General features: G+C 70.6%; 22 protein-coding genes and 3 pseudogenes. 9 read left to right on the top strand and 16 right to left on the bottom strand.

Translation table 11 applies throughout. From position 1 onward, the window contains the following. Positions 1-44: 44 nt before the first annotated feature. Entirely contained in the window at positions 45-1,250 is a 1,206-nt protein-coding gene (locus ACFYZE_RS08440) for an IS110 family transposase (RefSeq protein ID WP_388990163.1), read from the bottom strand. An 838-nt stretch (positions 1,251-2,088) separates the two neighbouring features. Here ACFYZE_RS08440 and ACFYZE_RS08435 point away from each other — a divergent pair. Next, positions 2,089-2,871, top strand: coding sequence for a hypothetical protein (locus ACFYZE_RS08435; protein WP_388990599.1), 783 nt, complete (start codon positions 2,089-2,091; stop codon positions 2,869-2,871). Between the two features lie 15 nt (positions 2,872-2,886). Here ACFYZE_RS08435 and ACFYZE_RS08430 read toward each other — a convergent pair. Together ACFYZE_RS08430 and ACFYZE_RS08425 are read right to left on the bottom strand one after the other, a co-directional pair. Further along, a pseudogene (locus ACFYZE_RS08430) lies at positions 2,887-3,689 on the bottom strand (IS5 family transposase); the annotation flags it as partial. A 246-nt stretch (positions 3,690-3,935) separates the two neighbouring features. After that, positions 3,936-4,481: a hypothetical protein gene (locus ACFYZE_RS08425; RefSeq protein ID WP_388990161.1), complete on the bottom strand. Its 546-nt coding sequence runs from the start codon at positions 4,479-4,481 to the stop codon at positions 3,936-3,938. 296 nt (positions 4,482-4,777) lie between these two features. Here ACFYZE_RS08425 and ACFYZE_RS08420 point away from each other — a divergent pair, with 296 nt between their 5' ends. After that, positions 4,778-5,239, top strand: a complete 462-nt coding sequence (locus tag ACFYZE_RS08420) for a serine/threonine protein phosphatase (RefSeq protein WP_388990160.1) — start codon at positions 4,778-4,780, stop codon at positions 5,237-5,239. 31 nt (positions 5,240-5,270) lie between these two features. On the opposite strand, the gene ACFYZE_RS08415 is transcribed toward ACFYZE_RS08420, so the two are convergent. The 4 genes and pseudogenes from ACFYZE_RS08415 to ACFYZE_RS08400 form a co-directional block, all read right to left on the bottom strand. Next, positions 5,271-5,606: a hypothetical protein gene (locus ACFYZE_RS08415; protein ID WP_388990158.1), complete on the bottom strand. Its 336-nt coding sequence runs from the start codon at positions 5,604-5,606 to the stop codon at positions 5,271-5,273. Positions 5,607-5,967: 361 nt separating this feature from the next. Next, a pseudogene (locus ACFYZE_RS08410) lies at positions 5,968-6,411 on the bottom strand (gfo/Idh/MocA family oxidoreductase); the annotation flags it as partial. A 41-nt stretch (positions 6,412-6,452) separates the two neighbouring features. Further along, positions 6,453-7,136 carry an OsmC family protein gene (locus ACFYZE_RS08405; RefSeq protein WP_388990157.1) on the bottom strand — a complete coding sequence of 228 codons (684 nt, stop codon included), beginning with the start codon at positions 7,134-7,136 and terminating at the stop codon, positions 6,453-6,455. A 200-nt stretch (positions 7,137-7,336) separates the two neighbouring features. Beyond that, positions 7,337-8,173: a universal stress protein gene (locus tag ACFYZE_RS08400; protein WP_388990155.1), complete on the bottom strand. Its 837-nt coding sequence runs from the start codon at positions 8,171-8,173 to the stop codon at positions 7,337-7,339. Positions 8,174-8,567: 394 nt separating this feature from the next. Between ACFYZE_RS08400 and ACFYZE_RS08395 the strand changes: the two genes are divergently transcribed. From ACFYZE_RS08395 to ACFYZE_RS08385, 3 genes are all read left to right on the top strand, one after another. Then, complete coding sequence (locus tag ACFYZE_RS08395) at positions 8,568-9,458, top strand: LLM class F420-dependent oxidoreductase (RefSeq protein ID WP_388990153.1); 891 nt, start codon at positions 8,568-8,570, stop codon at positions 9,456-9,458. A gap of 93 nt (positions 9,459-9,551) precedes the next feature. After that, positions 9,552-10,118: a cysteine hydrolase family protein gene (locus ACFYZE_RS08390; RefSeq protein WP_388990151.1), complete on the top strand. Its 567-nt coding sequence runs from the start codon at positions 9,552-9,554 to the stop codon at positions 10,116-10,118. 117 nt (positions 10,119-10,235) lie between these two features. Continuing rightward, positions 10,236-10,703: a hypothetical protein gene (locus tag ACFYZE_RS08385; protein ID WP_388990149.1), complete on the top strand. Its 468-nt coding sequence runs from the start codon at positions 10,236-10,238 to the stop codon at positions 10,701-10,703. A 16-nt stretch (positions 10,704-10,719) separates the two neighbouring features. Here the strand turns inward: ACFYZE_RS08385 and ACFYZE_RS08380 are convergent, their stop codons facing one another. After that, on the bottom strand, positions 10,720-11,598 hold the full coding sequence (locus tag ACFYZE_RS08380; RefSeq protein WP_388990147.1) for a hypothetical protein: 879 nt from the start codon (positions 11,596-11,598) through the stop codon (positions 10,720-10,722). Positions 11,599-11,806: 208 nt separating this feature from the next. Here ACFYZE_RS08380 and ACFYZE_RS08375 point away from each other — a divergent pair, with 208 nt between their 5' ends. Next, positions 11,807-11,980: a CsbD family protein gene (locus ACFYZE_RS08375; protein ID WP_200420256.1), complete on the top strand. Its 174-nt coding sequence runs from the start codon at positions 11,807-11,809 to the stop codon at positions 11,978-11,980. 69 nt (positions 11,981-12,049) lie between these two features. On the opposite strand, the gene ACFYZE_RS08370 is transcribed toward ACFYZE_RS08375, so the two are convergent. The 3 genes from ACFYZE_RS08370 to ACFYZE_RS08360 all read right to left on the bottom strand — a co-directional run bounded on the left by ACFYZE_RS08370 (position 12,050) and on the right by ACFYZE_RS08360 (position 14,788). Continuing rightward, positions 12,050-12,502, bottom strand: coding sequence for a DUF6098 family protein (locus ACFYZE_RS08370; protein WP_388990145.1), 453 nt, complete (start codon positions 12,500-12,502; stop codon positions 12,050-12,052). A 156-nt stretch (positions 12,503-12,658) separates the two neighbouring features. Further along, on the bottom strand, positions 12,659-13,648 hold the full coding sequence (locus ACFYZE_RS08365) for an aldo/keto reductase (RefSeq protein ID WP_388990143.1): 990 nt from the start codon (positions 13,646-13,648) through the stop codon (positions 12,659-12,661). Between the two features lie 327 nt (positions 13,649-13,975). After that, the gene (locus ACFYZE_RS08360) at positions 13,976-14,788 is read right to left on the bottom strand and encodes an SAM-dependent methyltransferase (protein ID WP_388990141.1); all 813 of its coding nucleotides are present in this window, start codon (positions 14,786-14,788) and stop codon (positions 13,976-13,978) included. Between the two features lie 250 nt (positions 14,789-15,038). On the opposite strand from ACFYZE_RS08360, the gene ACFYZE_RS08355 reads away from it, so the two are divergent. From ACFYZE_RS08355 to ACFYZE_RS08345, 3 genes are all read left to right on the top strand, one after another. Then, the gene (locus tag ACFYZE_RS08355) at positions 15,039-16,277 is read left to right on the top strand and encodes a PP2C family protein-serine/threonine phosphatase (protein WP_388990139.1); all 1,239 of its coding nucleotides are present in this window, start codon (positions 15,039-15,041) and stop codon (positions 16,275-16,277) included. A 102-nt stretch (positions 16,278-16,379) separates the two neighbouring features. Beyond that, positions 16,380-17,306, top strand: coding sequence for a LysR family transcriptional regulator (locus ACFYZE_RS08350; RefSeq protein ID WP_388990137.1), 927 nt, complete (start codon positions 16,380-16,382; stop codon positions 17,304-17,306). 189 nt (positions 17,307-17,495) lie between these two features. Then, a complete protein-coding gene (locus ACFYZE_RS08345; RefSeq protein ID WP_388990135.1) occupies positions 17,496-19,469 on the top strand; it encodes a collagenase in 1,974 nt (657 codons plus the stop codon). A gap of 89 nt (positions 19,470-19,558) precedes the next feature. Here ACFYZE_RS08345 and ACFYZE_RS08340 read toward each other — a convergent pair whose 3' ends face one another. From ACFYZE_RS08340 to ACFYZE_RS08320, 5 genes and pseudogenes are all read right to left on the bottom strand, one after another. Next, entirely contained in the window at positions 19,559-20,347 is a 789-nt protein-coding gene (locus ACFYZE_RS08340; protein WP_388990580.1) for a DUF429 domain-containing protein, read from the bottom strand. A 43-nt stretch (positions 20,348-20,390) separates the two neighbouring features. After that, positions 20,391-20,768: a DUF3566 domain-containing protein gene (locus ACFYZE_RS08335; protein WP_388990133.1), complete on the bottom strand. Its 378-nt coding sequence runs from the start codon at positions 20,766-20,768 to the stop codon at positions 20,391-20,393. Positions 20,769-20,804: 36 nt separating this feature from the next. Next, positions 20,805-21,347, bottom strand: a complete 543-nt coding sequence (locus ACFYZE_RS08330) for a hypothetical protein (RefSeq protein WP_388990131.1) — start codon at positions 21,345-21,347, stop codon at positions 20,805-20,807. Positions 21,348-21,718: 371 nt separating this feature from the next. Continuing rightward, a pseudogene (gene araD / locus ACFYZE_RS08325) lies at positions 21,719-21,940 on the bottom strand (L-ribulose-5-phosphate 4-epimerase); the annotation flags it as partial. Between the two features lie 254 nt (positions 21,941-22,194). After that, positions 22,195-23,226 (bottom strand): LacI family DNA-binding transcriptional regulator, encoded by a 1,032-nt coding sequence (locus ACFYZE_RS08320; protein WP_388990129.1) that lies wholly within the window; start codon positions 23,224-23,226, stop codon positions 22,195-22,197. Positions 23,227-23,280 lie beyond the last annotated feature (54 nt).

The raw sequence follows: 23,280 nt of genomic DNA, 5'->3' as shown, positions 1-23,280 counted from the left end.
GCATCACAGCAGCAGGCAGCAGGCATCGTCAGAGCGCAACAGGCTCAACCCCTGGCGAGACTGCGCGGAGGGGGCAGGGTCTGGAAGGTTCGCTGATCGCGTATGAGGGCCCACAGGACGTCGAGGCGTCGGCGGGCGAGGGCGAGAATCGCCTGCTTGTGACTCTTTCCCTCAGCTCGCTTGCGGTCGTAGAACCGCTTCGACGTGGGGCAGAAGCGCGCGGCGATTTGGGCCGAGAGGTAGCAGACGCGCAACAGTCGGCGGTGGTAGCGGTGTGGTCGACGCATGTTGCCGCTGATCCGACCTGAGTCCCTTGGGACCGGCGCGAGACCGGCGACTCCGGCGAGGCGCCCCGTACTGCCGAAGGCGTTCATGTCCCCTCCGGTGCAGGCGATGAACTCCGCCCCCAACAACGGGCCCATTCCAGGCATGCTGGTGATCACTTCCGCGTCGCGATGTTCGCGGAATCGGGCAGCGATCTGCAGGTCGACGCTGGCGATCTCCTCGTCCAGCGCCAGTACGGCCTTGGCCAGGGTGTGGACCACAGCTGCGGCCGTGGCCTCCCCGGCGACAGCAGTGTGCTGGGCATGCGCCGCGGCGACTGCGGTGTCGGCCAAGGCCTGGGTGCCGCGCACCTTGCGGTTCTTCAACCAGCTCGCCAGTCGACTCGGACCGATCCGGCGAAGGGAGGCTGGCGTCTGGTAGCCAGTCAGTAGGACGAGGGACCCCTTGGATGCGGCGTAGTCGAACGCCCGCTCCAGAGCGGGGAAGTACTCCAGCAGCTGGGCCCGCAACCGGTTGATGGCCCGCGTGCGGTCGGCCGCCAGATCGTAGCGGCGAGCTGTCAGGATCTTCAGGTCCACCGCGATCTCGTCCCAGTCCTGCAGAGGCTGCAGGTCCCGGCGCATCCGTGCCTGGTCGGCGATGACGTAGGCGTCCTTCGCGTCGGTCTTGCCGTCGCCTCGGTAGCTGCGGGAGGCATGGTGAACGGTGCGGCCAGGGATATAGAGAAGCCGCTGGCCGTGACTGGTGAGCAATGCGATCAGCAGGGCGGCTCCGCCCGCGTTCAGGTCGACTGCCCAGGTCACCGGATCATCCTCAGCCAGGGCCAGGACGTCGCCTATCAGCTCCAGCAGCTCAGCCTCGTCGTTCGGTACTCGACGCGAGAGCACCTTCCTTCCGTCTGTGTCGATCACCGTGCAGTGGTGCGCGGCCTTGCCGGCATCCGTCCCCGCCCAGAGCTCGGGCACCCGAGCCTCCCTCGTCGATCGGTTGACTGGTCCCTGCAGACGACCACGCCGACGTGTCCTTACGAAGCGACTTCTGTTCGCTCATCCCAATGAGTGGCCGTGTCGTCGCGGGGCGCTGGGCGGCCTATCAGTCAAAGCCACACGTACGGCATGAGCGCTTTCAGCCACACCCAGGCCCCTGGGTCTCCCGATCGTACGAAGAACCGGAATCAACCCGCCAACAAAGGTAAGGAGCGCTTCAGTTGGTGAGCGAGCGCTTGAGTTGGCGGGGCCAGCGCTCACATCTGCGCCGGGCGGGAACGCATGCCGGTGAGGGCCTCGCGACGCAGGCCAGCGAGAACTAGGGTGCTGGGTGACTGATCTTGGAGTAGTGGCACGTGGGCTGGTTGGCGGCGAGCGCTCTTTCGAACAGCTGAGATGCCATCCGCGGCTTCCGCTGGTGGCCTGCTCGGACTCCGAGCGTCCGGCAGTCCACATCTGGGACTGCGGCGCGGGGCAGCTACGCGAACTCGGCTCCGTGGGCCTCACGTCGAACGCCTATGGAGACGCCTTTGGGTGGGAACGGGCAGAGCGGACGCCCGCTGTGGCGTGGCATCCGGACCAGCCACTGCTCGTCGTGGCAGGGGAAGATGGACTGCGGCAGTGGACTCCTGCTGGGGTCTCCGAACCGGAAGGCGCTGCGGCCACGGCCTCCTACCGCAGTCTTGCTTTCAGCCCAGACGGGCAGACCCTGTGGGGTTCACCGTCCTTTCGCGACGAAGGCGGCGGGTGGGAGAGCTCGGATGTCCTTGACCTTGCCTCCGGAACCATCGATGCCGGACCCCCGTGGGACACAGGAGTGGCGGAGCATCCCGGGGGCGGACTTGTTGCGACGCTCGCCAGCGACCAGGGGGCCACGCACTGCCTTTTCGCGCGCGTCGATCAGGGGACCGCGCCTGCCGTGATGCGGCCGCTCCGCCGGGCGCTGATCCTGGACTGCGACGGCTACGAGACTCCACTCTTCAGCACAGACGGACGTCATATTGCGATCCGTGGCAACGCGTACGGCAACTCGGTGGCGGTTTTCGAGTTTCCTTCGTTGCACCGGGTTCTGGCCACAACCCTCGGCGACCCCAACCCTGGTTATCCGTACCCGCAGGAGTGGCTTGACCAGATGGAAGCCTGGTCGCGTCACAACATCGCCTTCGGATCGCGACCGGGCGTGCTGTGGATCGCAACGCCCGCGGGGGCGCTGGTCGAGGTGGACCTCGAAACCCGGCAAGCGGTCGAGCACGATGTGCTGACCGGGTCCCGCTTGTCCGCGCTGGCCGCCACGGCGACGGGCGAGCTTCTCGTTGCCGGCAGTGGGGGGGATCTGGTGCTCTTGTCCGTGCTCTCCGGCTCCACGCAGACCTGCACCACAAGCAGGGACGTCTCCAGGGCTGCAGCCATAGCGTTCTTGGACGCCACCGCCGAGATTCCGGACGACGGCGACGACCTGGAGACGCACCTTGTCCTGACCGACGGAACCCGCACATGGGAAGCAGACGATCTGGCGACGGTGACCACGGCCAGCGCAACAGATCCAACCTGGCTTCAACTTCAAGCCGCCATCAACAAGGCACAGGTCCAGAGCGAATAACAACGGCTGACACAATGACTTGAGTTGTCGGTGGGTGATCAGGCAGCAGGCGAGTTTGAGGAACGCTTCATGGATGTCCGCTCGTCGTTCCCAGCGCACGCGCAACCGGCGGAAGCCGTGCAGCCAGGCAAAGGTTCGTTCGACCACCCACCGGTGGGCACCCAGGCCGGAGCCGTGCTCGGTGCCGCGCTGAGCGATAACGGGCACGACGCCGCGGGCCCGGACCTTCTTGCGGTAGCGGTCGTGGTCGTAGCCGCGGTCCGCGTAGAGCGTGACCGCTCGGCGGCGCGGCCGGCCGACCCGGCCGCGGACGGGCGGGACGCCGTCCAGCAGAGGCAGGAGCTGGGTGACGTCGTTGCGGTTCCCACCGGTCAGGATGACGGCGAGCGGGGTGCCGTGTCCGTCGGTGATCAAGTGGTGTTTGGAACCGGCCCGGCCCCGGCCGACCGGCGACGGGCCCGTGTGGCTCCCCCTTTTAACGCCCTGACGTGCGAGGAATCGACGACGCAGCGGGACCAGTCCAGCTTCCGTTCCGCGTTCAGCTCGGCGAGCAGGACCTCGTGCAGCCGCTGCCGGACCCCGGCCTCGTTCCAGTCCCGCAGCCGCCGCCAGCACGTCATGCCCGAGCCGAACCCGAGTTCCTTCGGTAGGTACTCCCACTGGATGTCCGTGTACAGCACGTACAGGATCCCGCACAGCACCTGTCGATCCGGCAGCGGTTTCCGGCCCGGGTACCGGAATCTGCGCTCCCGCCTCGGCAACAGCGGCTCGATCCGCTGCCACAGCTCATCGGCACGATCAAACGGTGACGCCCCCACGCGGTGCTTCGGACGCCACCGATCCGCCGGGAGATCCGCTCCCCCACTCGTCGGCGGCCCTACACCCCTCGCGCGGAAGAAGGCATGAGCGGACCAGGGGGTGCCGGAATGCGACCTCCTCGAGGGGGCGACGACACGCTCGGCGTTTCGGCCTCGGATCGAGGGCCGACAGAAAACAGGAGCCGACCCGCCGCCTGCCGAACGGCACGCGGCGGGTCGCAGCGGTCTGCCCCAGGGGCGCGCCGGTCAGCAGCCGCCGCAGTTGTAGTAGAGGACGTCCCAGTGGCTGCCCTCGTCGGTGTAGACGTTGCCGGAACCGGACGTCCACATCGGGTAGCCGTCCCCGCGCAGGCCGGAATAGCTGAAGTAGGTTTTGATGTAGTTGCCGATGCAGGTGTACTTGCTGTAGTCGAGCTTGTAGCCGTTCCAGTGCGAGTACGTGCCGCTGGCGTGGCCCGTCTCGGTGCCGCCGGTGATGTTGAGCGCGCAGCCGCTGGCCTTCTTCAGGGTGACGGCCCCCTGAGCGGTGGCGAGGTTGAGCTGCTCGAACGACGTACAGGTGGAGTTGTTGCGGTTCGTGCAGTTGCCGGACGAGGACCAGGTGATGCCGGCACTGCGGAACATGCTCTCCGCCTGGGCCTGGGTCAACTTGGTGACGGCGTACGCGTTGTCCGACGAGGCCAGACCCACTCCGGGCGCGAAGAGCACCGTCAGGACGAGGGCCAGGATGCCGACCACGGCCCGGACGCGCGGTTGCAGCCGAAGGCGGAACTGGGCGGCGGGACTGCTCATTCGGATTCCTCCTGCTGATGCCGACGAGGGTGTGCAGGTGGCGCAGAAGGGAGTGTGCCGGACTCTACACGCGTCCACCAGAAGGCGTACGTGTACGCGTCAACAAGTGAGGGCCGTCCGGGGCCCCGGACAGCTGTTGCCGCCTCCCGTCGGGCGCAGTCTGTCAAGGGCCGCTGTCAGACCCCACGAGGGGCTGACCGGGGACCTTCACCGAGGGCGGTTATTGTGACGGCCGTCGCAGCACGCTGAGCACGCGCCCGACGCCCGGAAGACCCGCCGCGCCACCACGGCAACCGATGCCCCCATCGCCCGTGCCCGCCGGCTACCACCGGGTCGGGGACGAACGGCTCGGCGTCTCTCTCCCCATCCCGGACGGCTGGAGGGCCGGCCCGCGCACCGGTGACGAGGTCACCTACACCGACCCGACGGGTCTGGCAGGCATCACGATCGGCACGGTGGACCCCGCGGGGGCCAACCCCGAGGCGCACTTCCTGGATATCGAGACGAACACGAAGGCCAACTACCCGACGTACCGGAGGCTGCGTATGCAGCAGACGACGTTCCACGGGGAACCTGCGGCCGTGTGGGAGTTCACCTTCAAAGGACGGGTCCGCGTTTTCCGCGCCGTCGATCTGGGTTACGGCCGTGAAGGCGGCCGGGAGTACGACATCCATCTCTCGGCTCCGGACGCGAAATGGGACGCTTACCGACCCGTCTTCGACCAGGCTCGCGACGGATTCGCCGCCACCGGTTCCTGAATGCGCGGCCGGCCAGTGAGTGCGAAGCAGGTCAGGGCGTCGCCGTGACCGCGGCGGAAGGCGCGAACAACGCCAGCTGATCCACGATCCACGGATCGAGCACGGCCAGCTGGTCCGCGATCCACGGGTCGAGGGGACGGCCGTTCGTCCGGCGCTCGCCCGCATGACGGTGGCCTTCGCTCCGGTCCTGGGATCCGCCGTGGACGGCGACGGCCTTCGGATCCTGGACGGCAACCGTCCTGACGGTGGAGTGTCCGTCCGCCTGGGGGGTGGCCGCGGCAGCCGGTCCGCCGACGGCGAGGAGAGCGCTTCCTACGAATATCGCGGAAACGCCTCCGGTCCCGATACGCCGCATGAGCTTTCCCATGGTCTTCTTCTCTCCTCGCACAGTCCGCTGGTCTGCGACTGCGAACAATGAAACGTGCCGGGTTTCGGCGTCACCCAAGCTACGCGCGCCCCATATAGTTGAACAATAAACGAGAGCGTGAAACACCTCACCGGAACCGCTGGGAATAGATGGCGAGGCCATCCCTGCGATCGTCGGCTTCACGGGGCGAAAAGCCGATCGACACCGCGTACGCGGGTGAATCCGCGGGCTCGGGATACCCGGCGGATACGGCTCGGCTACCGAGGTTGCGACACAGGGGGCACTGATCGGAATGATCACCTCGGCCGGGTTCGCGGCGTGACGCGCTCGGCCCCTGACCTCCGGTACGCCTGTCGCGCGCTCAAACCCGCGCGGCCGCGGGCTCGTTGGCCTCTCCGGGGTAGCGGACGCCGATGTGGTCCCGTATCGCGTCGAGGGTCCGCATGACGGCGAGCGTGCCGTCCAGAGGGACGAGCGGAGACTCGGTCTCACCGGCGCGGAGGGCACGCATGACCTCGAGGGCCTCGTGGCGGAAGCTGTTGACGGGGCCGTTCGCCGGATCGGCCGTGAACTCCTCGGGCTCGCGCCCGTCGCGATGCAGTACGAAGCGATCGGGATGGAAGAAGGTGTGCGGAATGTCGATGCGGCCGCGCGAACCGGTGACCGTGGCGGTTCTGGGAGACTCACCGATGATGGAGCAGTGCACCAGAGCCTGAGCACCGCTCTCCCAGGAGAGCAGCGCTCCGGTCTGCAGATCGACGCCCTCCTGCGAGAGCACCGCTCGCGCCGCCACGTCCGCAGGTTCAACGGTCGCCCCCGCCCACCGCTGCATGCTCCAGCCTGCGCTCATCGGCGGCTGTCTGCCGGACCGGCCGGCGAAGCCTCTCCGGTCCCGTCGTCGGTCAGGGCGATGACGATCTCCGGCGGTGCGACCAGGGTGTTCCTGACGGTGCAGCGGGACACCGCCGCCCGCAGGGCGTCCCGTCGTCCGGCGGGGAGCGCGGGCGCGCGCACCCGCAGGCGGACCGAGCTCAGGCGGGGCGCCCGGCCGGAGGCCGTACGGAAGTCGGTCTCGATCCGCAGGCCCTCACGGCTGAGGTGGTGGCGCTCGAGGAACCGGCCGGCGCAGTGCGCGACGCACCCGGTCAGCGACGCCACGAGGAGTTCCACGGGAGTGGGGGCCGTGTCGGTACCGCCGTCCGGCACCGGCTGGTCCACGGCCAGTATGTGGCCGCGCAGGCGCACTTCGTACGCGTCCGCGGCGATCGGCACGGCGTCCGCGTGGCCCGGCGGCCCCGGGACCCGTGGGGCGAAGGAGGCGGCCTGGTGGAGCAGCATTCCGGCGACACGCCGGGCCTCCTCGGGCGTCAGCGAGGCCAGGGTCTCGGCCCGGTCGCGGGGTTCGCAGGTGATGCCGAGGACGACGCGCGCCATGTTCGGGGGCATTCCTTCGGGTGTGAACCCGGAGACGGTGACCGTACGACCGCGCCGGGTGCGTACGCCGTCCGCGAGCCGTTGCCTTGCGTTCACGATGTCACCGTCCAGACTCGGCGCGCGGCGCCGGCGGGCGATCACGCGCCGTGCTCCACCTCGATGTGCCGGGCCTCCGCCTTCCGTGCCTCCTCGGGGTGCGGTCGCTTGTGCCGACACCTCCAGTGCACCGCGCCCGCTCCCCCGCCGCTGAGGCCGAACAGCCCATGCCGGGGGACCCGAACGTCCCTGCCCCACCCTCAGTGCGACTCCGGTACGACGGCCACCGGGCACTCGGCGTGGTGCAGCAGCGTGTGGGCCACCCGGCCCAGGTGGAGTGCCCGGCGGTCGTGGCCGCGCCGGACACCGATGATCACCAGGTCCGCGGCGGCCGAGCGGTGCAGGAGGACCCTGCGGGCGGTTCCCTCGACCGTGGACCGGTGGACCCGCACGTCCGGATGGTCGGCCAAGGCGTCCTGGAGCAGGGCGTCGATCAGGGTGGCCGCCCGCTCCTCGCAGCACAGGGCCGGGCCGCCGGTCAGCAGGGGGTGTTCGACGGGCCGGTGCGCGGGGCGGTGCCAGACACGGACCACGTCGAGGACGCAGTGCCGCACCTGCGCCTCGCGGAGGGCGAACCGAACCGCCGCGCCGCTCGTGCCGGGCTCGCCGGCGCCGAGCAGGATCCGCTCGTGCGTGCCCTCCAGGCCGGCCCGGTCTCCGCGCACCACGATCACCGGCCCGCGGGCACGGCCCGCGACGGTGAGGCTGACCGAGCCGAGGAGCAGTCCCGTCAGCCGGCCGCGGCCACGGCTGCCCGTCACCACGGCGGAGGCGTGGTGCACCGCGCGCAGCAACGCGTCCACCGGGTCCTCGGGCAGGACGTCGGCGGTGACCGTCACGCCCGGGTTGCGGTGCCGGGCGCGTTCCGTGGCGGTGGCCACGACGGCCGGGAGCACGTCGTCCTCGTCCCGCTCACCTCCCAAGGCGTACAGCAGCCGCAGGGGCAGCCCGTGCCGGGCCGCCTCGTCGGTCGCCCAGTCCACCGCCACCAGGCTGCAGTCCGATCCGTCGACGCCCACGACCAGAGGCGGCTGCATGTCTCCCACCGCCTTTCGTCCGGCTCCGGAACGGCTCACCTTCACCGTCACACCGGTCGTGGATCGGTGAGAGGGGCACTTCGGCCCCTCGTGGGGGACCTTCGGCCCCCTACCGTGCCGGGGCGGCATTGCGGAGGGTGGCGATGCAGGTGCTGATCGCCGTCCGAAGCTCCTCCAGGCGCTGGAGCATGTCGTCCTCGTACAGGTCGTCGAGGTCGTTCGGGTCCCCACCTGCTGCGTCCGCCGCCGCTGCCGGGTCTGCTGCGGTGAGTCCGGACGCCGATCCTCGAGGGACACGGCGTGGAATACGCGGCGTCGGGCGGCCGTTGGGCTCTGCTGTGATCAAGTGGTGCGTGGCCGGCGCACCGTACCGGGTACGGAGGGATCGGGACCGATGGGTGACGTCACCAGCACGGACAGCGTGGGATCGTTGAAGGAGACCGTCGGGCGGTACGGCATCTGGAGTGCCGGACTGCGTTCGGAGGACCCGGCCAGGCGCGGTGAACTGGCCGACGCGGCCGCCGAGCTGGAGGAACTCGGCTTCGGTGCGGTCTGGTTGGGCGGCAGCAGCGCGGTGCGCCACGCAGTGCCGCTGATCGGGGCGACCTCGCGGCTCGTCGTGGCGACCGGCATCCAGAGCATCTGGCAGTACGAGGCCGGCGACACGGCGGCGAGCGTCACGGAGCTGGAGCGGACCCACCCGGGGCGCTTCCTGCTCGGGCTCGGCGTGAGCCATGCGAAACTGGCGGACCAGTACCGCCGCCCGTACTCGGCCATGGTCGGCTATCTGGACGAGCTCGACGCCGCCGGGGTACCGGCGGAACGCCGTGTGCTGGCCGCGCTCGGGCCGAAGATGCTGGAGCTGTCCCGCGACCGCGCCGCGGGTTCGCACCCGTACCTGGTGACCACCGACCATACGGCCGAGGCCCGCGCGATCCTCGGTGACGGCCCACTGCTGGCTCCCGAGACGAAGGTGGTCCTGGAGACGGACCCGGACCGCGCCCGTGCGACGGCCCGCGGCGGCCTCGCCGTCTACCTCGGACTGCCCAACTACACCAAGGCGCTCGCCCGGTTCGGCTTCACCGAGGACGACTTCGCGGGCGGCGGCAGCGACCGGCTGGTCGACGCGCTGTTCGCCTGGGGCGACGACGACCGGATCCGGGAACGGATCGAGGCCCATCTGGCGGCGGGCGCGGATCATGTGGCCCTCCAGGTGGTCGACGACCAGCCCCGCGACTCGCTTCCCCGGGAAGCCTGGCGCCGTCTGGCCGCACTGCTGAGCTGACGGACGCGCGATCCGGGGCCCGTTGTCAGTGCCCCGTCCTACTGTGGTCGTCGGCACAGGATCACTGACCAGAGACGAGACGACGGAGTCCCCATGACGACCCTGCCCGACCGACCGAACACCGCGCTGCTCGTCATCGACGTCCAGAAGGGGGTGATGGCGGGCACGCCCCGCCGCGACAGCGTGATCGCGAACATCGGCACGCTGGTCGACAGGGCCCGCGAGGAGGACGTGCCCGTGGTCTGGGTGCAGCACTCCGACGACCAGCTCAAGCGGGGCAGCGAGAGCTGGGAGTACGTGCCGGAGCTGGTGCGCCGCGATGACGAGCCCCTGGTCCACAAGCTCTACGGCGACTCGTTCGAGGACACCGAGCTGGAGACGGTGCTCGCCGAGCGCGGAGTGGGCCGGCTCGTCGTCACCGGTGCCCAGACCGACCAATGCATACGGTCCACCCTCCACGGCGCGTTCGTCCGCGGCTACGACGTGACGCTGGTCGGTGACGCGCACACGACGGAGGACCTGACGGAGTACGGCGCGCCGTCCCCGGAGCAGGTGATCGCACACACCAACCTGTACTGGAACTGGCACAGCGCCCCCGGGCGCCGCGGCGGCACGGTGGGCACGGCGGAGGTGACGTTCACACCGGCCGACGGGGGATGAACCTGCCCGACGGGGGATGAAGCTGCCGTACTGGGTACAAGTGGTGGGACCCCCTGGCACGGTCGTAGCGTGGCACGGGAGTCCGGAGACACCCGAGACAGACGGGCGGGAGCGGACATGCGCAATCGAACACTCACCAAGGCGGTCCTGCTCGGCGCCGTCGCATCGCTGGCAGCAGTCATGGGAACGGCGTCCGCCGCCCCGGCCACGGTGCCGTCCGCCGCACACACCGTGGCACGGCAGTCCGGGCGCCCCGTGGTCGTCGACTGTTTCTGGCAACCGGAGGTACGCCCGAGCGCCTTCATGATCGCCTGTGGTGACGGCAACAGCCTCCTGTCCTCGGTCCACTGGTCGCAGTGGGGGCCGAGCTCGGCGGTGGCCGAGGCCGTCAACATGGTCAACGACTGCAGGCCGTACTGCGCGGCGGGCACGTTCCACCGGTATCCGGTCAAGGTGCGGCTCGACCACCCGCAGCCCTGGAAGAAGCGCCCGCAGCTGCAGCACTACACCCGGATGACCCTCACCTACACCGGCAGCCGGCCGGACGGGTCCGGACGCGTGGTGACGTATTCCCTCTGGGACTGATCCCGGTCCTCCCCGATCAGGCGGGGCCGGGCAGCCCGACGCCGGTGACCCCGACCGGGTTGCCGGACGGGATGACTCTTGAGGCCGCCACCTTCCGGGCCAACGGGGCGAGCAGTTCGGCCAGTCGCGTGGTGGCATCGTGACCGAGCGCCCGCCACGGCGCCTCCGCGGCGGCGTCGGTCGCCTCTTCGATCGCGTGGCGCTCGGCCGCTCCCGCAGCGGTCAGACGCCCGCCGCCGTCGATCCACCCGCGCTCCCGCAACAGCGCCTCGGTGCCCTGCCAGGTGGCGGCGTCCCATTTCCGGCCCGCACGCAGCAACGCGCCGTCCGACTCTCCCGCGGCCGCCTTGAGCACCATCGCCTCGACCGGGCCGATGCCCCGGCTCACCAACACGGCGACATGCCCGTCACCGCGGTGTTCGCGGAGTGTGGTCGCCGCCTGCCAGAGCCGTACGTGCGGCCGGCCAGGGCGTTCCAGCGCCTGGTTGGCCGCGCCGAGCACCCGTCCCGCGGTGTCGGCCGCCTGAGCCGCGTGCCAGGCGAGATCCGCCGCCTCCGCCATCAGCTCGCCGTGCACGGCCTCGTCCCCGTACAGCCGCCGCATGGCGCGGTCCACCGCCCGCTCCCTGGCCGCCAGCAGGTCCGACGGTGTCGCGTACCGCCACGCGTCGGGCAGGGCCCGCGCTACCCGGTCGGGGTGGAAGACATAGAAACTGCTGGTCACCACCGCCGCGGGCACAGGACCGAGCGGCGCGGCGCGCAGACCGAAGTAGCCCATCCAGAAGCCGCGCATCCCGGCCTCGTCGGCGGCCCGGCGCGCCTCCGGGGCGAAGTACACAAGGTCGTGCACCGGCTCCGAGAGCTCCCACATCAGCCGGGAAGAAACGTTTCTCACCCTGCCCCCTCGACTCGTCCGGCCTCGCACCCGGATCGGCCGGCTATGACAGCGGTCATAGCACACATCATGACAGCCGTCATAGGGAAGCGGCAGGGGGACGCACCGGTTACCGTGCCGATCGGCCCGCCCATGTTTGGGTGCCGCACCACCGATCACTCGACGTGGTGAGTGACCCCCAGTCGAAGTGCGACGTGGAGGAGCAACGGTGGCTGGAGAACAGAAGGCCAAGGCGAAGTACGAACAGGCCAAGGGCAAGATCAAGGAGACGTTCGGCCGCGCGCTCGGCAATGAGTCCGTGACGGCCGAAGGTCGAGGCAAGAAGTCGAAGGGCGACATGCGCCAGATGAAGGAGAAGGCGAAGGACATCTTCAAGCGCTGACGCGGAGGAGCGCCCATGGGCGGGGCCCCCGGTCCGATGGACCGGGGGCCCCGCCGCGTGTCCGGCCGCTCAGCGTCCGTCGTCGCGGCGCAGCGGCCCCCAGGAGCCGGACTGGCGGTCGACCTCGGTCTGCGCCTCCCTGATGACCTTCTCGTCGACCCAGCCGACCGGCTCGACGTCCCGCACCAGGGGCTCGTTGTCGGGCCCGCGCCCCTCGACCCGGCCTCGCAGAACCCAGGGACGCACACCCTCCCCCTTCTCACGGGGCAGGTGCGAGTAGTCGTGCAGCCGCCGGGCCACCCACAGCTCGACGGGCCGGTCCCCCCACCAGGGCTCGACCCCGAGAGGGTTGGCCGACAGCCCCGGCATCGGGACGCCGGTGAGGTCGTCCCTGCTCTTCGCGTTCCCCAGATCGGCGGAGGGTCCCCGCGACCAGCGGACATAGAGGTCGGAGTCGCGGCCCACCAGAGCCCCCAGCTCGCCGAGGGTCCGCACGACGGGAAGGTCGTCCGTGGCTTTCATACGGTCGCTCCTCCTCACGGCCGCCCATACCCCGGTGGCCCCTGCGCCATCGGTTCCCCACCACGACGGCACGGATGCGCTCCCTCACCGGCGGCCACCACCGGGTACCCGTGTGCCGAGGGGCAATCCCTGAGGTGGTGAGGGACATCCACGGCCCTAGAGATCGACGGCCGCCATCCCCGCCTCGTCGTAGCGGTCGCCCGCCGGCGGCGGGAGTTCCGCGTCGATCCGGGCGAGGTCGTCCTTCGTCAGCTCGACGTCGACCGCGGCGGCGTTCTGTTCGAGGTAGGTGCGGCGCTTGGTGCCCGGGATCGGGACCAGGTCCTCGCCCTGCGCGAGCACCCAGGCGAGAGCGAGCTGCGCCGGGGTCACGCCCTTCTCGGTGGCGATCTCCTTCACCTTCTCGGTCAGCCTGAGATTCGCCTTCAGGTTCTCCCCGGTGAAGCGGGGGCCGTTGCGCCGGAAGTCGCCCTCGTCGAGTTCCTCCGGCGAGGTGAACCGGCCCGCGAGGAAGCCGCGCCCGAGGGGCGAGTAGGGGACGAACCCGATCCCCAGCTCACGGCAGGTGGGCAGCACCGCGGCCTCCGGGTCGCGGGACCACAGCGAGTACTCGGTCTGCACCGCGGTGATCGGGTGGACGGCGTTCGCGCGGCGCAGCGTCTCCGCCCCGGCCTCGCTGAGGCCGATGTGGCGCACCTTGCCCTCCGCGACCAGCTCCGCCATCGCCCCGACGGTCTCCTCGATCGGCACGTTCGGGTCGACGCGGTGCTGGTAGTACAGGTCGATGTAGTCGGTCCCCAGCCGCTTGAGCGAGCCATGGACGGAGCTGCGCACATGCTCGGCCGAGCCGTCCTGCCGCCCGATGGTGCTGATGTCCCCGGGGACGGCGCCGTCCATCCGGTAGTTGAACTTGGTCGCGATCACGTACTCGTCGCGGTGTCCCTTGATCGCACGGCCGATCAGCGTCTCGTTCGTGAGCGGGCCGTAGAGCTGTGCGGTGTCCAGGAACGTGACGCCCAGCTCGAGGGCGCGCCGGATGGTCCTGATGCCCTCGTCCTCGTCGGCGGTGCCGTAGAAGGCGGACATCCCCATGCAGCCGAGACCGATGGCGGAAACCTCCAGGTCCCGAAGCCTGCGCTGCTTCATGTGCGTCTCAGCCCTTCCTTACGATGTTGTCCTTGGCTTCGCGGGTGCGTGCGAAGCGCGAGGCTCACCCTGCTGCGGCCTCGTGGCTCACCGGCCCCCTCAACTCCATGGAGCAGCGAATCAGCCGCATCGGCATCCCGGAGGTCCGGATGCGGCACAGTCCGGCAGGCGGCGGAGTCCGGCGTGCACCGAGGTCCCGCGCACGGCCGTGTGGCGGGACGCCCGCCCGGCGACCGCCGCCCACGGCCTGTTCCCGGTGAGCCATGTCGTGCACGCTAGATCTTCGCGTGCACTCGAAGTCAAGGCGGCGGCCGGAGCGTGGCGACCTCAGCGGCCCTTGCGGCCCACGCCCGCGTACACCCAGTACTCCCGCGGGTTGTCCGGCACCGGGTCCTCCGCGTCCGGGCGCCACAGCGGTACGTGGACCAGGCCGGGCTCCACCAGGTCGAAGCCGTCGAAGAGGGTGAGGATCTCGTCGCGGGAGCGTGCGGTGACCGGCGATGTCGCCCGCGACCGGTACAGCTTGCCCACGGCGGCGGCCGTGTCCGGCCGGTCCTGGTTCGTGGCATGGCTCATCGCCAGCCAGCTGCCCTCGGGGACGGCGTCCCGGAAGGCGGCCACGATGCCGGCCGGGTTCTCCTCGGGCGTGATGAAGTGCAGGATCGTGATCATCAGTACGGCGACCGGCTGCTCGAAGTCGATCAGTTTCCGCACCTGCGGCGAGGACAGGATGTCCCGCGGCCTTCGGATGTCGGCGTCGACGATGTCCGCGTGCGGGTTGTCGGCGAGCAGGGAGGCGCTGTGGGCCACGGCCACCGGGTCGTTGTCCACGTAGATCACCCGCGCTCCCGGGCCGGCCTCCTGCGCCACCTCGTGCACGTTGCCCTGGGTGGGAATGCCCGAGCCGAGGTCGATGAACTGCCGCACCCCGGCCCCGATCAGGTGGCGCACGGCCCGCTGGAGAAAGGCGCGGTTGGCCCGCGCCAGGGTGCGGACCTGGGGGTCGATGGCGGTGAACGCCGCCAGCGCCTCCCGGTCGATCGCGAAGTTGTGCTGCCCGCCCAGCATGGCGTCGTACATCCGGGCGACGCTCGCCTTGTCGGGATCGCCGCCCCGCGGGAGACCCTCGTGATCCGGCACCCCAACTCCCCCAATCAACAATGATCTTGATGTCTCATCATATAGTTGTCAGCGACCACGCGGCGAGGCGATCCCCTGCCGCTGGCCGCACCCGGCCACCACCCGGAAAGGCACGACCCTGCGGAACGAAGCGCGCAGCCACTTCGACGAAGCACCTGCGGCCGCAAGCTCGCCCCGTCGGCTTCCCTTCTCCCCGGCGGCGGACGTCATCGGCTCGGAGCTCGACCTCCATCTGACGGGCAGTCATATCGTGCACGCGCTGACGCCCGGGTTCTGCGACGCGGCATCGGTGTACCTGCTGCAGCGCTGGCTCGTCGAGGAGAACGCCTACGCCGTCGCGGACCCGCCGCAGATCGAGGCCCGCCGGCTCGCGCTGCGCGTGGGGACGGACGCGGCGGAGGACTGGGAGGGCATACTGCCGGTCGGCGAGGTGATCGTCTTTCCGCGCGAGACGCCCTACGCGCGCGCCCTGGCCACCCGGCGCACCCAACTGCTCGACGCGGTCGACGCCCACACCACCGAACGCCTCACCGCCTCCAGCGGCGACGCGACCCGGATCAACCGTCTCCTGCAGACGGTTTCCTTCCTCGTGGTGCCGCTGCATCTGCGCGGCACCGCCGTCGGTTTCATCGTCGGCAGTCGTGGCCCGCACCGGGCCCGCTTCCGGCTCGACGAGGCCGCGGCCGTCGAGTCGCTGGCCGCGCGGGCCTGCGTGGCCCTGGACAACGCACGCCGGTACGAGCGTGAGCGCCGGACCGCTCTGGCCATCCGGCGAAGCCTGCTCCCCGCCACCGCGCGAGAGTTCGAGGGCTGCCGCATCGCCCACGGCTATCTTCCCGCCGGACACGACAACATCATCGGCGGCGACTGGTTCGACGTGTTGTCCCGGCCGGGCGGCCGAATCGGTCTGGTCGTCGGGGACGCCATGGGGCACGGCCCGGAGTCGGCGGTCGCCATGATCCAGCTGCGTACCGCCGTGCGCACTCTGGCGAGCATCGACATCGCCCCGGCGGAGCTGATGCGCCGACTCGACGCACTCGCCTGCGACACCCCCGGTGCCTCATTCGCCACGTGCATGTACGCCGAGTGGGACGCGCAACGGCGTACCTGCACGTTCGTCGGCGCCGGTCACCCTCCGCCGCTGATCCGGGGCCCGGACGGACGGGCCGCACCGGTCTCGCTCACCAGCGCCGGCCTGCCGCTGGGCCTGGGCACGGGCACCTACGAGCCGACCGTGCTGCATGTGCCCGAGCCCGCGCTGCTGCTGCTCTACAGCGACGGCCTGGTGGAATCCCGCCACACCGACATCGACCAGGGCATCGCCGCCCTCGCCGGCCTCCTGGACTCGTACGCCGCCGCGTCGGCGGGCTCCACCGGCCCGGGCGCCCTGCAAACGCTGGGCCGTCGGCTGCTGCACGACACGCCGGCCACGGACGGCACCGACGACCGGACCGTCCTTCTCGCCGAACTGACGCCCGTGCGGAACTGAACCACCAGGGCTCATCACCGTCTTGTGGGCGGGACGGAGCGATGGAACGCTTCCCCTCCGCCGGTACCGCCCGGGGTCGGTGACGCGGAGGGGAGAGGGCCGATGGAGTTGGAGCTTCGGCACCTGCGCGTGCTGTGCGCGATCGCCGACGCGGGGAGCGTGGGCCGGGCCGCGGCGGACCTGGGGTACTCGCAACCGGCCATGAGTACCCAACTCCAGCGCATCGAGCGCCACTTCGGTGAGCAGCTGTTCGAGCGAGGCGCGTCGGGCGTGCGGCTCACCAGGTACGGCGTGGAGGTCGTGGCCCGGGCACGGGATGTCCTCGCCCGCATGGAGGCGATCGGGAGCCGTCCGTGCGGGAGCCCCGCGAGAACGCGCCGGGCCCTGCGCGTGGCCGCGACCAACTCGCCGATTCTGCCGGGCATGGTGGTCCGGATCCGGCGCCGGCTGCCGGACGTGTCGATCACGGTGAGCAGCGTGTACGCGTCCTCCCGGATCGTCGAGCTCCTTCAGGAGGGCGTGGTGGAGGCGGCCATCGCCGCGGACTACCCGGGCAGGGAGTTGCGCCACTCGGCCGCGGTGGCACATCGGGGGATCGCCACCGAGCCGACCTTCGTGGCTCTGCCGTCGTGCCACCGCCTCAGACACCACCGACAAGTCGCGCTCGCCGACCTGGCGGAGGAGGCGTGGTTCGTGACACCCGACGACGGGGCGGGCTGGCCGGGAGTCTTCTACGCGGCATGCGAGGCGGCCGGTTTCTCACCTGCGGTGGTGCACGAATTCCTCGGCGACCGGACGCAGTTGCAGCACATGATCGCCGACGGTCTCGGAGTGTCCCTGGTGCAGGCGACCCTCAGGCCGACGCCGGGCGTGCTGGTCAAACCACTGCTGGGCACACCGCTGTGGTGCCGCTACGTGCTGGCCTGGCGGCGCGAGAGGGTTCCCGAGGAACTGGCCGAGACGCTCCACGTCTGCGCCACCACGGCCTATCAGGACCTCGTCGCCCGCTCTCCGCACCTGAGGACGTGAGCCCCGCGGACGTGGCGCATGACCGTGACGTAGCTCCACGCACATCCGGCCGGATGCCATGCCAGGTGTTATGCCCCGCCATGCAATGTGCTATGTCACACCCCATTGTGAGGACCACCGGCCATTGAGAAGGTGCCTCTCACGCCTCATCACCGCTTCCGAGGCGCATCTATCCGTGAAGGAGCCCAGATGCGCTACCGCTCCGCCCTGCCCAGACGCGCGGCCGGCGCCCTCGCCGTCTGTGCCGCCGCCGTCGGCCTCCTGACGACACCGGCGCTCGCCGCCCCGGCCCCGGCCCGCACCGACGCCGTCACCGCATCCCCGACCACGACACCTGCCGTGCCTCCGACCGGCTCGGACTTCGGCGCCTCGGACCGGGCCGTACAGGGCCGACGGGTCACGCCGGACCGCCTCCCGCCGCTACGGGCCGAGTCGCCCGCGCATCAACCGCCCGCCGCCACCGGGCCGAGGACCGCGTCCGAAGCGAGGCCCTGCGCCCCCTCCGACTTCGGCGGCCGGAGCGGGTCCGCACTCGTGGCCTTCGTCACGACCTCGACCGTGGAGTGTGTCAACAGCCTGTTCGCCGTCACGGGTACGGACGCACGCGCGATCTTCCGTGAGCCCCAGATGGTCACCGTCGCCCAGGCCTTCACGCACACGGCGCGGCGATACGGCGGCGACAACTCGGCCGGCATATGGCAACTCGTCCTGTTCCTGCGGGCCGGCTACTACGTGCAGTTCAACAACCCGTCCGACGTCGGTCCCTACGGGACGGCCCTGACCACGGCCACGACCCGGGGCCTGGACGCCTTCTTCGCCCGCAGGCACGCCAGGGACGTCACCTCCGCGAACGGCGACGTCCTGGGCGACGTCATCATCCTCACCGACAGTGCCGACCTGCAGGCGCGTTACCTGGACGTCTACCGCAGGGTGCTGAGCGGATACGACAGCTCCTACGACGCCGTCGCCGGCATGGTGGCAGCCGTCAACGACGTCTACACGCCCCTGTGGCGCGGAAACTGGAACACCGCCTACGTCGACGCGGTCACCGCCGACCCCCGCATCCTCGACACGCTCCACACGTTCGCGCTCGACCACCGGAACCTGCTGCGGACCGACCTCGCCCACCTGGACTCCAACGCGGGCATGATCCTGGCCCGCCACATCGAGCATCCCGGCCTCCGGGCCACGGTCCGCCCGCTGGTCAAGGGCCTTTTGAAGGCATCGCGGATCACCGGGCCCACAGCCGGGCTGTGGGTCGCCGTCGCGACCCAGGCGGATTCCTACGACAAGGCCCACTGCTCGTACTACGGCGTCTGCGACCTCGCCGGCCGGCTGGCGAAGGCGGCGCTGCCCATCACCCACACCTGCGACGCGACCCACACCATCCGGGCGCAGGCCCTGACCGCCGCCGACCTCGACGCCACGTGCGCGAGCCTGGCCGGCCAGGACCCGTACTTCCACGGCCTCGTCAAGGACGAGGGACCGATAACCGGGCAGTACGAATCGACCGTCCAGCTCGTCGTGTTCGCCGACCGCGCCGACTACCGGACCTACGCCGGGGCGATCTTCGGCGTCAGCACGGACAACGGCGGCATCACCCTGGTGGGGGACCCGGCCGACCCCCGCAACCAGCCCCTCTCGATCATGTACCAGAAGGGGTACGACGACGGCTTCACGGCCCGGATCTGGAACCTCAACCACGAGTACACGCACTACCTGGACGCCCGCGACGACATGAAGGGCGACTTCTCCCAGCAGACGGCGGTGCCGGACGTCTGGTGGATCGAAGGCCTGGCCGAATACGTCTCCTACAGCTACCGCGGCATGACCGACGACCAGGCGGTCGCCGAGGCGGGCAGGCACACCTACACACTGAGCACGCTGTTCCAGAACACCTACGCCAACAGCGACGTGACCCGCACCTACCCGTGGGGCTACCTCGCGGTCCGCTACATGTTCGAAAGGCACCCGGAGGACATCCGGCGGATGCTCGCCCACTTCCGGCTCGGTGACTATCCGGGCGGCTACGCCGTGTACGACGGCATCGGCACCCGCTACGACACCGACTTCGACACGTGGCTCACCGCGTGTGCCGCGGGCGCCTGTGCCGGCCCGGGCACGGGCGGCCTCCGGCACGGTGGCACGCCGCCGCTGCGGTAGTCCGCCCGACAGGCCGGCCGGCCGCACGGCAGCCGGCCGGCCTCCTCGATGTGTTCGGGGCTCCGAAGCCGGACGGCGCCGGCGCCGCTTCAGCGGTGGAGTGCGGCGAGGTCCGGCCCCGGCAGGTGGATCCAGCCCTCCCGTGCCGCTGCGGCGCGCTCGTCCGCGGTACGCGGCCCCACGGTGTCCCCGACCAGGACGGCGCGGGCGACCAGGGCGCAGACCAGGGCGTCGAGGTGGTCGTGGCTGTCGGCGCACCGCTCCCGGACGGCCCCGGGCAGGGGCGCCCCCAACCCGGCCTCGACCGAGCCGATGATGTGCTCGCGGACGGCCCGTGCCTCGGGCGCCGCTCGCTTGTAGCTGCCGGCGGGGCGGATCCCCCAGCGCCGCAGCGCGGCAGCCGGGTAGACCTCGGCGACCGCTCCGGAGCCGTCCCGGGGCACCTCCGCCCCCGTCGCCGCGAGGACGTCCAGCAGCCGCGCCGCCCGCAGCGCCACGACACCCAGCAGATCGGTGGACACCGACAGCGGGGGCCGCATGGCGGTCGCCTTCCAGGTGATGTCGTCGGTCAGCCGGAACCGCAGCGGGTCAAGGCCCGGTCTTCCGTCCGCGTGTTTGCCGTACCCGGCGGGAGGCGGCAGCGGTTCACCCCGGTGATGCGCCCCGACCGTCGCCACGAAGCTCGACGGCCAGCCGAGAGGACAGTCCAGGCCGGTCTTGTCGGCCGACCGGATCACGGCCAGCAGGCCGTCGTCCCCCTCGGGCTCCAGGAACTCCGCCGTCACCCCGGGCCCGCCGCCCCACAGCATCCGGCACACGGCGGTGCGCCGGGTGCTCGCGGCGAGATCGACGCCGACCGTCACCGCCTGTCGTCGCATCACGCCCGGAATGCTCCGGCAGCGCACCGGCAGGATCCACCCGTCACTCGTCCTCGGTCACCGTCAGCTCGACGCCGCCTCCGAGGCCGGCCGACATGTTGTAGAGGAAGGCGGCCAGTGTCGCCAGTGCGGTGGTCAGCGCGACCTCGAGCAGCGCTAGGCCTGCGGTGAGGGCGAGCGCCCAGCCCAGCGACCGCCAGGCCACCGCTCCGACCAGGCTCAGCAGGCCCCACAGCAGAGCGACGGTCACGATCGAGCAGACCCCCAGAGTGAGCGATATCAGGAAGCTGGTCGTCATGACCGACCAGGGATCGGCCCCCGACAGCCGCAGCCGGGCGCGAGGCCTGCGCGGCGCGGGACGGCCCCCGTCCCGCCGCCCGCCTGAGCCTGTGCCGTCCGTGGCGCCCGGGGTCGCACTCATCGAGTCCTCCTCACGCCTCACACCTCACGAAGCCGGTCAGACGGCCGCCGACACGCCCCGCTCGGCCGTCGAGGCGATGTGGTGCCGCGTGATCCGGCCGACCTCGTGCCAGAAGGGTTTGGCGGTCAGATACGTACCGAGCGCGGACAGAAAGCCGATGGAGACGTCGACACTGACCCGGCCCTGCTTGGCCCAGTAGACGTCCTGCAGGTCCAGCAGCAGGGCGAACTCGTCGAGGATCAGTGCGGTCCCGCACCCGTAGGCGGCCGCGACGGCGGGATGCCCGATGGCCCGCTCGTCACCGCGTACGGCGATCAGGCCCACCCCGGCGAGGGTGGCGATGCCGAAGTTGTAATGGTGCAGGTGCTCGCCGCCCGCGGAGATGTTTCCCCAGGGCAGCCATCCGCCCCGGATGCCGTGCGTGATGATCCGCACCGTGCCGAAGGTCACTCCGAAGGAGATCCACGTCACCAGCAACGACCGCTGGAGCGGCGTCAGATGCCCCTCCGCCGCCTGCCGCCACCGCCGCACGAGCGGCGAGCCCTGCGGACGGCTGCGGCGCTCGGTGACAGATCCCATGACCGACCGACCTCCCACGCGGAACGGGCACCCGCTGTGCGGTGCCGACGCTATGCACGGGAATGCCCCCGTGCATCCCGAACTGCCGCCGTGAGCAGCCCCTCCGCGCCGGGGACAGCGCAGGAAGCCCTTGCGCACAGGCCGATGCGGCGGGCCAGGGTGGGCAGTGCCACGGAGACTGTTCGGGTGACGACCACGGACCGGCAGCGGTACCCGTCCGGTGGCGCAGGGGGGTCAGTCTCCGCAGCGGGTGCGGAAGCCGAGTTCCGGGCCCTGCAAAGAGAGGCCCCGACCTGCCAGGACCTCTGGGAGCAGGCGAGTCGGGCCGTACCCCCGGTACTGCCCGACCAAGCCGCGGCGACGTGCGCCGGTCACCTGGAGGTCGCTGTCATGTCCGGATTGCCGTAGTAGGCGTCGGGACCGTGCTTGCGGGTGTAGTGGCGATCGAGCAGGTGGCCGGGCGGAGGGGCGATGGGGGCGAGGCTGAGGGTGTGGAGGGCGATGTCGGCGACCGCCTCGCAGATGATCGCGGGTTCGAGGGACTTGCGGGCGGTGGCGCCCCAGGCGAAGGGAGCGTGGTTGGCGACGAGGGCGATGTGTGAATGCCTGGCGGCGAGTCAGGACTTGGGGGCCGACCGCTCTGAGCGGTGGCCTGGGTGAACCGGTCGCGACCGGTGGGCGTCGCCGCGGATCGTTTGCGGCTGGTGGTCGTCGCGGCGGATCCTTCGCGGCCGGCACGTCACTTGTCACGGCCCCCGGCCATCGGGGCGTGGACGAAGTGGTGTGTGTCCCCGGCCGGACCGCCGACGGTCACGCTAACTGGTAGCAGTACATTGGGACTTCCCTTTCACTGTCGAGGGCGGGTCGCCGATGTGCGCACCACAAGACTGGGCGGGATGACGATGTGAGGTGTCTCTTCGGCTGCGGGGAGCCCCGCTTCCGGGTCGCCGACGATCTCGATCAACGCGCGCAGGGCACGTCGGCCGAGTTCGTCGAAGTCCTGGCGGACGCTGGTCAGTGACGGGCCGAAGTACTCGGTCTCCGGCATGTCGTCGAAACCGACGACGCTGATGTCCTCAGGTACCCGGCGCCCGGCCTGTTGGAGCGCCCGCAGCAGGCCGAGGGCCATGTGGTCGTTGGCGCAGAACACCGCGGTGACATCGGGGTCGGCGGCGATCCGTTGACCGAGTTCGTATCCGGTGCGGGCCGTCCAGTCAGCGCCGGCCAGTGGTTCGGTCACCGGAGCACCCCGCTTTTCCAGGGTGCTGCGCCAACCGGCCTCACGCTCCTGCGCGTCCAGCCAGGAACGCGGCCCGACCAGATGGTGCACCGTGCGATGGCCGAGGTCGAGCAAGTAGTTGGTGGCGAGTTCGGCACCCGCCTCGTTGTCGACGGCGACCGAGGCCAGCGCGGTGTGGGTGCCGCAGCCGACCGCGACCAGGGGCACGTCCGCCGGTACGTTCGCCAGTGCGCCGACCGCTGCGGTCTGCGGCGCGATGACGATCATTCCCTCGACGCCCTGAGCACGAAGCCGGTCGACGGCGTCCAGCACCGAACGCCGGTCGAGCGTGCCGACCGCGGCGACGGTGACGAAGTAATCGTGCTGTCTGGCCGCCTGCTCGATGCCGTAGAGCATGCAAGCCGGCCCGTACAGCGTGGTGTTGAAGCTGATCACCCCGAGGGTGCGGGTGCGGCGCGTCGCCAGGGTGCGGGCGGCGGCGTTGGGGCGGTAACCGAGTTCACGAACGGCGGCAAGAACCCGCTCCCGGGTCGCGGGTCGCACGTTCGGGTGGTCGTTGAGGACCCGCGAGACGGTCTGGTGGGAGACACCCGCGATCCGGGCCACGTCCGCCATCACCGGTGCACGATCCCCGTCCATGCCTCCACCTCCTCCGTCACGCGCCATGGATGTCTCCGATCGGTTGCTTCTCCG

Source organism: Streptomyces sp. NPDC001796 (assembly GCF_042892355.1).
In the GTDB taxonomy this organism is placed as follows: domain Bacteria; phylum Actinomycetota; class Actinomycetes; order Streptomycetales; family Streptomycetaceae; genus Streptomyces.
Note: the sequence above shows the minus strand (reverse complement) of the source record. Positions and strands in the feature narration are given on the sequence as shown.